At 61.3% G+C, this 11,942-nt stretch carries 10 protein-coding genes and 1 tRNA gene; 7 read left to right on the top strand and 4 right to left on the bottom strand.

Annotated features, from left to right (window positions below; all coding sequences use genetic code 11):
• Positions 1-936: 936 nt before the first annotated feature.
• A tRNA-Arg gene (locus QZ269_RS10070) sits at positions 937-1,013 on the top strand.
• Positions 1,014-1,135: 122 nt separating this feature from the next.
• On the top strand, positions 1,136-2,458 hold the full coding sequence (locus QZ269_RS10075; protein ID WP_291426581.1) for an esterase-like activity of phytase family protein: 1,323 nt from the start codon (positions 1,136-1,138) through the stop codon (positions 2,456-2,458).
• 60 nt (positions 2,459-2,518) lie between these two features.
• Here QZ269_RS10075 and QZ269_RS10080 read toward each other — a convergent pair whose 3' ends face one another.
• On the bottom strand, positions 2,519-3,313 hold the full coding sequence (locus tag QZ269_RS10080) for a hypothetical protein (protein ID WP_291426582.1): 795 nt from the start codon (positions 3,311-3,313) through the stop codon (positions 2,519-2,521).
• Positions 3,314-3,894: 581 nt separating this feature from the next.
• Here QZ269_RS10080 and QZ269_RS10085 point away from each other — a divergent pair.
• On the top strand, positions 3,895-4,821 hold the full coding sequence (locus QZ269_RS10085; RefSeq protein ID WP_291426583.1) for a bifunctional 2-polyprenyl-6-hydroxyphenol methylase/3-demethylubiquinol 3-O-methyltransferase UbiG: 927 nt from the start codon (positions 3,895-3,897) through the stop codon (positions 4,819-4,821).
• Here the strand turns inward: QZ269_RS10085 and aroQ are convergent.
• Positions 4,818-5,249 (bottom strand): type II 3-dehydroquinate dehydratase, encoded by a 432-nt coding sequence (aroQ, locus tag QZ269_RS10090; RefSeq protein WP_291426584.1) that lies wholly within the window; start codon positions 5,247-5,249, stop codon positions 4,818-4,820. The two genes, QZ269_RS10085 and aroQ, sit on opposite strands and share 4 nt — an antisense overlap.
• Positions 5,250-5,341: 92 nt before the next feature.
• On the opposite strand from aroQ, the gene QZ269_RS10095 reads away from it, so the two are divergent.
• Positions 5,342-6,451 carry a M20 family metallopeptidase gene (locus QZ269_RS10095; RefSeq protein WP_291426585.1) on the top strand — a complete coding sequence of 370 codons (1,110 nt, stop codon included), beginning with the start codon at positions 5,342-5,344 and terminating at the stop codon, positions 6,449-6,451.
• 293 nt (positions 6,452-6,744) lie between these two features.
• Here the strand turns inward: QZ269_RS10095 and QZ269_RS10100 are convergent, their stop codons facing one another.
• A complete protein-coding gene (locus QZ269_RS10100; RefSeq protein WP_291426586.1) occupies positions 6,745-7,053 on the bottom strand; it encodes a YkgJ family cysteine cluster protein in 309 nt (102 codons plus the stop codon).
• Between the two features lie 30 nt (positions 7,054-7,083).
• Entirely contained in the window at positions 7,084-8,190 is a 1,107-nt protein-coding gene (locus QZ269_RS10105) for a histidinol-phosphate transaminase (RefSeq protein WP_291426587.1), read from the bottom strand.
• Positions 8,191-8,438: 248 nt separating this feature from the next.
• On the opposite strand from QZ269_RS10105, the gene rny reads away from it, so the two are divergent.
• From rny to QZ269_RS10120, 3 genes are all read left to right on the top strand, one after another.
• Positions 8,439-10,190 carry a ribonuclease Y gene (rny, locus tag QZ269_RS10110; RefSeq protein ID WP_291426588.1) on the top strand — a complete coding sequence of 584 codons (1,752 nt, stop codon included), beginning with the start codon at positions 8,439-8,441 and terminating at the stop codon, positions 10,188-10,190.
• A gap of 429 nt (positions 10,191-10,619) precedes the next feature.
• Complete coding sequence (locus QZ269_RS10115; RefSeq protein ID WP_291426589.1) at positions 10,620-11,078, top strand: hypothetical protein; 459 nt, start codon at positions 10,620-10,622, stop codon at positions 11,076-11,078.
• Between the two features lie 103 nt (positions 11,079-11,181).
• Positions 11,182-11,841: a response regulator transcription factor gene (locus QZ269_RS10120; protein WP_291426590.1), complete on the top strand. Its 660-nt coding sequence runs from the start codon at positions 11,182-11,184 to the stop codon at positions 11,839-11,841.
• The last annotated feature ends 101 nt before the right edge of the window (positions 11,842-11,942 follow it).

Consider the following 11,942-nt stretch of genomic DNA (forward strand, 5'->3'; position numbering starts at 1 on the left):
CCGTACCGGCCTGCGAGACAGGGCACGCGGGGGCGATTCCCGAAGACAGCCTATCGAATCTCGCGCTCCTCGGCGCATGTACGGATCATCAAGGAGTATGCCGGGAGGCGGGTCGTGAACGTCCGAACTGAGATCGCGGCGGGGACTCGGACCCGGGTGCACGAAGAATTGCAGCGGCTGGGCTACCGGAAACCCAATACCTCTGCCGTCGAGCGTCAGAACGCGACGGCGAGACGGATGAATCCCCACCTGGCGAGGAAAAGCATCGCATTCGCGAGGCTGACAGTCCACCGGGTGAGTCTGGCCCATCTGGTCCAGGGAACCTACAACTGGTGCCGAACTCAACGTAGTCTGCGGAGGAAGCTTGATGTCCCTAAGGGACGTCAACAGTACCTCCAGCGTACACCGGCTATGGCGATTGGCCTGACCGATCGCGTTTGGACGCTGCGAGCCTGGCTGTCACAACCTCAAGGCGTTTCCTGTCGGGCATAGTTCCAGCCAACTACCGTAAGTTTCTATCTAGAGCATTTTGCAAAGGCTCATAGTGGATTCCGGGGAGCTGAGGTGAGCAATAGAGACAGGAGTGGGCCAAGAAGAGGCTGACCGCGTCGGCGCAGATTGCGCATGGTCTGGAAGAATCCAAGATAGAGCGGTAACCATCGCTGCGAGATGGGTGCATCTCCAGGGCAACCGCAAAGTCGCAAAACTGAAGAATAGATAGGAAAATTTATGTTATAAGCATAATATATGACTCAGAATTGAATATGACCGACCGACAGAAACGGGCTTTTCCAGTGATGCATCAGAAGCAATTTGATCCGGCTTCAAAATTGAACCGACTTTGCGAAAGCCCTGGGTGCATCTCAGGATTTCGGGATCGGCCTGGGGAAAGCGGTCAGACTCCGGGACTGCTATACTTCTGGCGCTCTGAGCCGCGCACTCATAGCTCAGATGGATAGAGCGGCCCCCTCCTAAGGGGCAGGCCACTGGTTCGAATCCAGTTGAGTGCACCACATGTAGGACGATAAAGACCACCGGAGAAATCTGGTGGTTTTTGCTATACTGCAAACCCACCAGCATAGCCTGAAATTGGCAACATACAAACCGCTGACATAACGACCCTAACCTTGGTCTCATGCTGAAATCCCTGCGTCCCCTACTGGGCCTGAGTGCGGCCCTTCTCCTGGCGGCCTGTAATACCACGCCCAAACCAGAGTCGATCTACCCCACTATGCCTACCGCCGACGGCAAGGCGAAGGTCATCTCGCAAGCCAGCCTGCCCGCTACGAGCATAACCGCCTTCGGGTACACCGCCGAACAGGTCACCAAGGCGAAAACAAACGGCCTGCGTACCACCGAACTGCCCGCCATTGGCAGTGGGCTTCTGTTGCTGCCCGGCGGCGACTTCCTGGGCATCACTGACCGTGGCCCCAACGAGGACCATCTGGACGCCACCGGAAAAGCGGACGGTAAGATTTTCCCCCTGCCCGAGTTTAGCCCCACCATGATTCGCTTCAAGGTGGACGGCAGCACCATCAAACCCGTCAGTTACACCAAAATGACCGATTCGCAGGGAAACGGGATCACCGGGCTGACCAACCTCAAGGGCGAGGAACTGCCCTTCGAGTCGCAGGCCAGCACCACGCCGCTGCCCTTCAACGTCAACGGCATGGACACCGAGGCGATTGCCCGCTTCCCGGATGGCCGCCTGATCACTGTGGATGAAACCTCCCCCTCTATCGCCATTTTGAGCGCTGCGGGTCGGGTGCTCGTGCGCTACACCCCCACCAGCAAGCCCCTGACAGGTGCGGCTTACCCGGTCAAGAACATCCTGCCCGACGTGTACACCAACCGCCGGATGAACCGTGGCTTCGAGAGTGTCAGCCTCAGCAGCGACGGCAAGACCGCCTGGGTCAGCCTGCAAAGCCCCATGGGCGACCCGAAAGCCGACGCTTACAAGAACAGCCGTGTCCTGCGCACCCTGAAACTTGACGTAACCGACCCGTTGAACGCCAAAGTCACGGGCGAGTACCTGACGCTGGGCAGCGCCATTACCGATTACCCGGCGGGGGGCAAGCAGGCCGATCTGAAAATCAGTGACACCGCCTGGATTGCTGGAGACAGACTCCTGACCCTGGAACGTGCTGGGGGGCTGGTGCAACTGTTTGTGGACGATTTCAGCACTGCGACCAACGTTCTGACCCACGCTGAAGAAAGCAAACTGACTTTCGAGAACACCGCAACCGACCTGAATGCCCTGGCGATCAAGACGACTACCCGCAAATTGGTGTTCAAGTCCACCGACGCGGGCATCACCGACGACAAGTTAGAGGGTCTGGCCATCCTGACCCCAGCCACCATTGCCCTCACCAACGACAACGACTTCGGCATCGGCGACAACAAGACGAACGCACCCAGCAAGATTTGGTTCGTACAACTTGGCCAAAGCCTTAAGTAACCCTCCAATCGAATGGAAAGGCCGCCCCGGTTGGAGCGGCCCTTTTTTTACGCTGTCAACTCACTGAGTCCACTCGTTGAGGGTGCGTTGGGTCTTGGTTTCCTGATCGGTGCTGATAACCAGTCCCTTGCCCATCAGGTAGTTTTTCAGGGCAACAGAGGAGCTGCTTGCGTCTGCCTGCGAGGTCCTGGTGGACACTTCCGTCACCACTGCGCCGGAAGGCAGCGTCCACTGTTCCACCGTGTACGGGTAGGCCAGGCTGGAAACACTTTTCTTCCAGACTTGCGCCGGAGTCGGCCCCAACACCTGTAAGGTTGACCAGTTCACTGGAACTTTCAAGGTGGCAAACGCCTCCTGGTTACTGGAGAAAAGACTCTTGATGGACAGAAATCCGTCACGTACAGCGTCAATCTGCCCGGTGGGCTGCACCGTACTGAAAGAACAAGAGGAAACCTGGTTGGTGCCCACTGCATCAATCTCGCACTTGAAGCCAGAATAATTCAGGTAGTTGCCCGCCTCCTTGACGGTCATAGGGCGGAATTTCACAGTGCTTTCGTCGTCCCCGTCCTTTACTTTGCGGGCACGCATGATCAATCCCTGGCGGTAGAGGTCAAGGTTCCAAGTGTCGTAGAAGTACATGGTGCGCTGCTCGGCGTTACTGCTGTACAAGTTGAGTTTGCTGCGGGCAGCGGCGGCCTGGTCATCCCGCAGTGTCCACTTGGACTCCACCTGCACCGTGACCGACTGCGCCCCCAGGCTCGCGGTGGAGGAGCTGAGGGGTGCGGCGGCCTGCTGGCAACCAGAAAGGAGAATGACGGCAGTCAGACTGGTCAAGCCAAAAGGTAGGGTCTTCACTAAGCCATGTTAATCGGCAGTTGTCAACGGACTGTCTCCGGGAGGTGTAACTCAGAATTGCGAGACTGGGAAAGCGCGGTGACGCAGGGTTCGAAATGGCAGTGGATTCGTTTTAGATGCGTTCCGTGCGCGTAGAGCCGCCATTCCAGCCGTGCCTGGTCTTGACCAATGCTGTCCAGAACGCTTCAAACGATGCCCAATCACGCTTTTGTTTGCTCCCTCAATCTGTCCCGAGTCGATAGGCCAACCCTGGTTCCGGTATCTGGCGTAGTCCATTTGCCCTTATCGCATCTGCCCACACTGGTTCGATCATGCTGAAGTATCTCGCAAAATTGAGTTACACCCTTTCCGGGATTCCGGGAAGGCAAAAAGACGCTGCTGGTAGAAGTAGACTCGTAAAGCGGCTTGCGCAGCGGGCTTGGGCGCTTTTCCACAAATCCGCATAACTGTAGAGCTCCTTAGCGGCGCCTGCAAGCCGCCCGAGGGCAAAATGTCCGGGGACTCCAAGAATTTGGTCGCAGTCCAGATACCATTGAAGCCATGGCCTGTCTGCCCCCGTTTCTGTCTTTGTCCCGGCCCACATGAGCAAACTGTCCTTTACCACCGAGCCGCTGGCGGTCATTGTTCCACTGGTACAGGCGGCGCTGCGACAACACGGCGAAACGACTTTCAGCGTGCCGGACCCCGTGGCGGGGCTGGGGCAGTATGCGGGCGAACTGACGCCCGCCGGAAGACACCGCCCCCTGAGCACCTGGGTCGATCTGGCCGACGCCCTAGAAGCCCATTGCCTCACGCCTTACCAGAGCGCGCCGGGCCGGATCGAGCTGCACTACCGGCTCTATGGCCGCTTGGCGGCGCCGGACGCGGCTGGATACAGCGCGAGGGGCGACTGGGCCAGGGTCGATAAACTGGAGGAACCCATTTTTTTGCTGACCCTGATTGAAGCGGTGCGCCGGGTCAATCCACCGGGCGGTGGTCGGGTGCTGGCGCTAGGAGTCAATGCTGGGCGTGAACTCGACGTGCTGGCGCTGGCTTTCCCCGAACGGAGGTTTGAGATCGTGGGGGTCGATCTAGAAGCTTCTGCGCTGGCCGCCGCCCAAGAACGCTACCCCGCCGCCACCTTTATGCCCCTGGACATCAACCGGCTGCCGCAGGAGTCTCTCGGAACTTTCGACCTTGTGCTGGCCCTTAGTCTGCTGCAAAGCCCGCAAGTCAGGCAGGATGTGGTGCTGGCGGCGCTGCACCGGCATCACCTGACGCCGTCTGGCGGCCTGGTTCTCGGGTTTCCGAACGCCCGCTACCGCGACGGCTTTCTGAGTTATGGAGCGCGGCTGCTTAACTTTGCCCGGCCCGATTTCAGCCTGCTGATGAACGACGTGACCAACGCCCGGCGCATCCTGCAAAAGTACGGTTACAAGGTTTTCGTAACGGGCAAGTATGAGGTGCTGGTCACGGGGATTCCGGCCCACCTGAAAACGCCGACCTATCTGGAGCCGGGGCCGCCTTAGCCCTGAGACTCGGTGAGATACTCCATCGCAAAGCGGTAACCCAAAAAGCCCATGCCACTGATTTTGCCCTTGCAGACCGAAGCAGTGACCGACTTGTGCCGGAATTCCTCACGGGCGTCCACGTTGCTGATATGCACCTCGACCACCGGAAGCTGCTGCCCGGCGATGGCGTCGCGCAGGGCGTAGCTGTAGTGCGTTAGGGCACCGGGATTGATGATGATGCCCCCAAAGCCCTGTTCCTGCGCCTCTTGCACCCATTCGAGCAGCTGACCTTCAAAGTTGCTCTGGCGGCAGGTCACCGAATCGCCCAGTTCCGCACCCCAGGTTTCGCACTGCCGCTCCAGGTCTTCGAGGGTCAAGGCGCCGTACACGCCGGGTTCGCGCAGGCCGAGGCGGTTGAGATTGGGGCCGTTGAGGACGAGCAACATGACTTAGCGTAACAGGAAGCGCGGGGCCGGGGCAGCGCGGAGCAAACACAGCGGCGGGCCACCTAGCCCAGCAGCGTCCCGGCGGGCTTACGATGACTGACATGGAACCCGATCTGAACGCCATGCAGGCCGACCTGCGTACCCTGGTCGAAACCGAGTCGCCGTCAAGCGACCCCACCGCCGTGGCCCGCGTGACCGCGATTATTGAAGACTGGGCGCGTGACCTCGGCGCGGCTGTCCACGCCCTGCCCGGCGGCACTGCCGAACTGAGTTTCGGTGTGCAAGAAGGCCAGAAGTACCTGCTGATCTTGGCCCACGCCGACACGGTCTGGCCGCACGGCACGCTGGCGCACATGCCTATGAACGAACACGGGGCTAGGCTTTACGGTCCTGGCAGCTACGACATGAAAGGCGGCATCGTGGGGCTTTTTGAGGTTCTGCGGGCCATGCGGCGCGACGAGCGCTGGCCCACGGGCGGCGTCAAGGTGCTGGTTTCGCCCGACGAGGAAATCGGCAGTGGCAGCAGCCGGGGACATATCGAGGCGGCGGCGCAACAGGCCCGCGCAGTGCTGGTGATTGAGCCGCCCGTGGCCGATAGCCACAACCTGAAAACCGGGCGCAAGGGCACCGGCAACTATGTGCTGACTTTGAGCGGCGTTGCCAGTCACGCCGGAAACCGCCCCGAACTGGGGGCCAGCGCGATCTCGGCGGCGGCAGAAGCGGTGCTGGCTCTCGAAGCCCTGGCCGACCACGCCAAGGGCACCACCGTCAGCGCCGGGCTGATTCAGGGAGGCAGCGCCGCCAACGTGATTGCGGCCTCGGCGCGGCTGGAAGTGGACGTGCGGGTCGCCACCGTGACCGAGGGCGAGCGCATTGACCACGCCATCCGCTCCTGGAAGCCGGGCAACAAGCGGGTTCGCGTAGAGGTCAGTGGAGGACTCAACCGCCCACCCTTCGAGGAGTCGGCGGCCACCATGCAGCTGTTCGGCCAGGCGCAGCAGATCGCCGCCGACCTCGGCTTTCAGCTGGGGCACGAAATCGTGGGCGGGGGCAGCGACGGCAACTTTACGGCCCCGATTGCCCCGACCCTAGACGGCCTGGGCGCTCCCGGTGACGGCGCACACGCCAGCCACGAGCACATCCGGCTGGACCGCTGGGCCGATCACGTCAAGATGCTGCACCAGCTAATGCTGGAAGTCTGAATCCAGTTTGAGTCCCCAAACCACCTGCCAACGTCGTAGCGAGGCCGGTCTACTACGGATTCCGCTACATTCTGGGACAGGTGGGAAGCGGGCAGGCCCCATCATGGGTGCCGTTTTGGTCAAGAAGCGACCAGGCTTGCTCAAGCGAGTCCGTTTTGGTCAAGAGGCGGGCAGGCCCCATCACGGGTGCCGCCCTGCCCAAGAGGGCACTACCCATACCTAAGGGCCTGCCATGAGTCTTGACCTCCATGGAGTTCAGACCCTGCCGCGAATGGACGACTTTGACCAGAAGTTTACTCAAGTACCGGAATTTCGCCTTCCAGTCCGTAAATTTCCAGAAAGCGCCGTATCCGGGCGCCTAGGCTAGGCAGCGGAGCGACCTCGCCGCACACCCAGTCAGGCTGGTAGTTGCGGCAGACCGCCGGGCGCGCCCCGTAGATACGGCACAGACAGCCCGCGTCCAGGTGAGGGCAGGGCACGCCGAGCGGCTTTTGCAGCGCGTGAATGTCCGGAGCCGAGCAGCACGCGCCGCACGCCGTACAGTCGCGCCGCAGCACCGAGCGGGGCGCGTACTCCGGCGGCGGCTCGAAACGGTCAGCCACTAGGCTCTCTCAATTCAGCCCCCCCTGTACTTAGCGCAGCGCCTGAGCCGCCGCGATAAAAGCGTCGTTCTCGGCGGGTGTGCCGACCGCCACGCGCAGGCAGCCTTGGAGCAGGTGCAGTTTGTCCTGGCGGCGCACCACGACGCCGCTTTGCAGAAAATGCTGGTAAGCAGCGTCGGCGTCCGGAGTACGCAGCAGAAAAAAATTGGACTGGCTGGGGATGGCCTGGCAGGTCGGATGATCTTTCAGGGCCGCCAGCACACGCTCCCGCTCCCGAATCCCTTCTTCCACGCGGCGCTGCATATATTCGGGATGCTCCAGCGCGACCTCGGCCACCGCCTGTCCCAACACCGTGATATTGAAGGCCGACACCAGCTTCTGGGCGTTTTCGGCCACGTCACGGCCCGCCAGCAGGTAGCCCAGACGGGCGCCCGCCAGACCCCAGGCCTTGCTGAAGGTCCGCAGACTGAGGGTGCCAGGGGACCGGCGCACCAGGTCACGGTAATCGTGGCCGCCGTACTGGTAATAGGCCTCGTCGATCACCGTGATCCAGCCGCAGCGCTCGGCGACCTGCACCAGCGCCTCCACATCGGCCCGCGTATCGAGGTGGCCCGTCGGGGCGTGCGGCTGCGCAATGCAGAACACGCCCGGCTGCTCACGCTCGAGTGCGGCGCTCAGTTCGGGCACTGGCAGCGAAAAATCGGCGTTCAATGAAACCTCTACCAGTTTGGCCCCCAGCAGCGAGGCTTCCAGGGTGTAGACGCTGAAGGTCGGGTCGGTGACCAGCACGGTCTGCCCGATGCCTGCCAGCTCGGTCAGCAGTTTGATGAGCACGTTGCTGCCGGGGGTCACGACCACGCCCGCCTCGTCCCAGCTCTCGTAACGGGCAATGGCGGCCCGCACGGTGTCGGCGTGCAGGTCGGGGTAACGGTTCCAGGGGCGCTCCAGCATCCGGCGAGTCGCCTCGGCCTTCAGTTCCGCCGGAAAATCGTAGGGGTTTTCGTTCTGGTCGAGTTTGATCGGCGCGTCGGTCGGCACGAAAGGGTAGGCAGGAACGGCCCGCACGGCGGCGCGAATGCCGCTTTTCACTTCCGGCTCGGGCTGCGACTGTGACTGCGGTTGCGGGACAGAGGTCATAGAAAAAGTTGTATCACTATCCCGGCTGCCAGCCACGGGCGTCCGGCCTGCCCAAACAGCCCCCCCCTGCCAGCTAAGCGGCCCGGGGATAATCAGGCCACCGTAACAATCATAAGATTGCCGTTAGACTGCTGGGCGAACGCCTTTTCAAACTTAACGTGCTGAGTGTGGCGTTCGCAGCGGCAGCACTTCAATGTCTCAAGTTCCCAAGAAACCACAAGTTCTCAAGAAACCACAAGGAGCCGAAAATGCCTATTGTTTACTGGATTATCGGCATCCTGATGGGATTGGTCGGTGGGTTTCTCGTGGCCCGGTCACAGTTTCGGCAACACAAGGCCGAAATCGACGACCGGCTGCAACGCGAAGCCCAGGCAGAAGCAGAGCGGATTCTCGCTCAGGCAAATCAAGCCGCCGCGCAAGTCAGAACGCAGGCAGATCAAGCCAGTCAGGACGCCATCCGGCGTGTGCAGGACGCAGACCACAGAATGCTGGAAGCAGCGGAACGCGAAAGCGTGGCGGCCAGTCAAGTCGCCAGTCAGCTCGCGCAGCTCGAAGTGCAGCGGGGTCAGCTTCAGGGCCAACAAAGCCAGCTTCAGGCCCAGCGCACACAGCTGGATACCGAGCGCCAGCAGGCCCGGCAGGAGGCGGCGCAGGCCCGTGAATCGCTGGCCGCTGACCGCCTGGAAACCCGGCGCGAACGCGAGGACTTGGGCCGCGAGATTGAGCGCCTGGGTCGCCGGGCCGAGCAGCTCGATGCCCGCGGCGAGAAACTCGACAGCATGGAAAGCCAGCTGGAAGCGGGCCTGCGTGGGCTGCGTGACCAGCAAGACGAGCTGGCCGAGCGCAGCAAGCAGATTGATCTCAAGCTTTACGAGGTCGCCCAGCTGACTCCCGAAGTCGCCCGTCACCAGATTCTGGGCCAGCTTGACGCAGAACTCGAGGAGGAAAAGGCCATCCGGGTCAAGGCCATGCTCGAACGGGCCAGTGCCGACGCCAAGCGCAGCGCCCGCTCGATCATCGCGCAGGCCATTCAGCGCAGCGCCAGCGAGACCAGCGCCCAGCTGTCGGTCAGCGTGGTGCCGATTCCCAACGACGCCATGAAGGGCCGCCTGATCGGGCGTGAGGGCCGCAATATCCGCGCCTTCGAGTCTCTGACCGGGGTAGACCTGATCATCGACGACACGCCCGAAGCCGTTATCCTGAGCAGCTTCAACCCCATTCGCCGCGAGGTCGCCAAACATGTGCTTGACGCGCTGGTGGCCGACGGACGCATTCACCCGACCCGCATCGAGGAGATGGTTCACAAGGCCCAGGACGAGATGAAGTCCTTTATCCACATCCAGGGCGAGGAAGCGGCCATCGAAGCGGGCGTCATCGGGATTAAGCCGGGGCTAGTGCAGTTGCTCGGGCGAATGTATTTCCGCACCAGCTACGGCCAGAACGTGCTGAAGCACAGCATTCAGGTCGCCCACCTGTGCGGCATCATGGCCGACGAACTGGGGCTGGACGCGGCTCTGGCCCGCCGCTCGGGCCTGATGCACGACGTAGGCAAGAGCATCGACCGCGAGATCGACGGCACGCACGTCGAAATCGGAATCAGCCTTGCCAAACGCTTCGGTGAACCCGACGCTGTGATCGACGGCATCGCCCACCACCACGACCCCGAAAACGGCGAGACGTTGTACTCGGTGCTGGTCGCCGCCGCCGACGCGATCTCGGCGGCCCGCCCCGGTGCGCGGCGCGAGGAACTCGAATCGTATGTGCGCCGCCTGGAGCAACTCGAGCAAATCGCGGTGGCGTTTCCCGGCGTGCAGCAGGCCTACGCGATTCAGGCCGGGCGCGAGGTACGCGTGATTGTGCAGCCCGAGAAAGTCACCGACGCCCAGGCGACCCTGCTGGCCCGCGAAATCGCCGGGCGGGTCGAGCAGGATATGGAATACCCCGGCCAGGTACAGGTCACGGTGGTGCGCGAGAGCCGCGCCGTGGAAGTCGCCCGCTAAATTAGAACATTTTGCAAAAAGGCAAAAAGATGGTCAAAAGAGCACCATCTTTTTGCCGAGTGGAACGAGTGAACAAGAATGAGCAGGACGTAGAATGAAGGGGGCGGCGGTGTTGTTCCGAGGTGCCCATCATTCGGAGAACTGTTCTAAGTGGCCCTTATAAGTGTTCTCATGAGTGGCCCCCGTTATGGCGGGCCGCTTTTTGTATGGTTCCCGGTTTCTGGAAGCCCTTCCAGGGCAGAAGCGCAGGCCCCTGCTGTCCCAGTCAATACGCCCCTTCTCTAAATCCAGCACTATGTTTCAGTCAAGGCGGCGTCAGATTCAGGCGCTAGTCTGTCGGTAGACCTTGCCGACGGCCCGGTCTGCGGACACGACCAATGACAATGAGTACCACCAAGTTGACTCTACCGAATGGATACACTGCCTATGATGAAAAGACTCCTGCCCCCCCTGCTGTTTTTTGCGCTTGCCACCCCTGGCCAGACGCTGAAACTGATTGTGTGGGACAGCGACATGCAAACAAAGCTTGGCGCTGGCGAAAGCAGCGGCAGCAAGTTCAGCCTTCAGCTGGTCAAGGATTACAGCGGCCCGGTCAAGGTCATCTTCAGCCAGTCGGCAGATGAAAAGTCTAGGAATACCTTCAGCAGCTTGCAAAGCAGTTACGACGGCCTGCTCAAGAACGGCCAACTTAGCCTGCTGACCAGCAGCGATGAGAAAGCCGCTGCCGCTGCCGGGCCAGTTACGGGCAACGGTAGCCTGCCCCTGGGCAAATTTCTCCAGCAGTACAAGCTCTCGCTGACCACCCAGACCACCGGGCAAAACAGCGCCGCGCCGGACTCACCGCTCAGCCGTGACTTGCATGCCACGGACATCAGTAAGCTGAAATAAGGCAAGCTATCAGAGCTCCCCCCTCACCGCTCAGGACTGATTCCTCAGGATTCACTTCTCTGGCATACTGCAAGGCACCGCCCCATCCAAAGGAGAATGACCCATGCTCGCGCAGATTCTTGTTGTCGAAGACGATCCATACCTCGGGCCACTGCTCAAGGAATACCTGTCCGCCGATTATCTGGTGCACCACGCCGCCACCCTAAAAGACGCGCAGGCGTGGCTTGGGATGCACAGCGCCCAGCTGATTTTGCTTGACCTGAACCTGCCTGACGGCAACGGCCTGGATCTGGTGCAGTCGCTGCGGCAGTACAGCTCTACGCCGGTGCTGGTGCTCTCAGCGCGCAGCGGCGTGCAGGAGCGGGTCGCGGGACTGAATGCCGGGGCCGACGACTACCTGACCAAACCCTTTGCCATGCCCGAACTCGACGCCCGGATCACGGCTTTGCTGCGCCGCACCGCCGCCGGAACAGGGGTCAATCTGGGGAATACCAGCCTCAGCACGTCCAGCCTGCTGATGACAGTGGGCGACAAGAACATCAACCTGACCGAGCACGAGGCCCGCATTCTGGAACTGATGATGCGCACGCCCGAGCGGGTGTTTTCCCGCACCGACATCGAATCTCACCTTTACGGCTGGGAAACCCCCAGCAGCAACAGCGTCGAAGTGCGTATCTCGCAGCTACGCAAAAAGCTGGAATCGGCAGACAGCGACCTGCGAATCCGGACCATCCGTAATGTCGGCTATGTCCTTCAGATCTGAGGGCCGCCAGGCCACAGGCCGTTCTTAGAGGCTGTCTGAGGCCCTAACCATGGGAAATGTTTTAGGCTTTAACGGTGGAACGCGCAGCTTACCCTAGCGAC

It is taken from the genome of Deinococcus sp. (assembly GCF_018260405.1).
Lineage (GTDB): Bacteria > Deinococcota > Deinococci > Deinococcales > Deinococcaceae > Deinococcus.

Coding starts and splice junctions, on each gene's coding strand:
- QZ269_RS10075 (WP_291426581.1), top strand. CDS start 1,136: ATGCTGAAATCCCTGCGTCCCCTACTGGGCCTGAGTGCGGCCCTTCTC.
- QZ269_RS10085 (WP_291426583.1), top strand. CDS start 3,895: ATGAGCAAACTGTCCTTTACCACCGAGCCGCTGGCGGTCATTGTTCCA.
- aroQ (WP_291426584.1), bottom strand. CDS start 5,249: ATGTTGCTCGTCCTCAACGGCCCCAATCTCAACCGCCTCGGCCTGCGC.
- QZ269_RS10095 (WP_291426585.1), top strand. CDS start 5,342: ATGACTGACATGGAACCCGATCTGAACGCCATGCAGGCCGACCTGCGT.
- QZ269_RS10105 (WP_291426587.1), bottom strand. CDS start 8,190: ATGACCTCTGTCCCGCAACCGCAGTCACAGTCGCAGCCCGAGCCGGAA.
- rny (WP_291426588.1), top strand. CDS start 8,439: ATGCCTATTGTTTACTGGATTATCGGCATCCTGATGGGATTGGTCGGT.
- QZ269_RS10115 (WP_291426589.1), top strand. CDS start 10,620: ATGAAAAGACTCCTGCCCCCCCTGCTGTTTTTTGCGCTTGCCACCCCT.
- QZ269_RS10120 (WP_291426590.1), top strand. CDS start 11,182: ATGCTCGCGCAGATTCTTGTTGTCGAAGACGATCCATACCTCGGGCCA.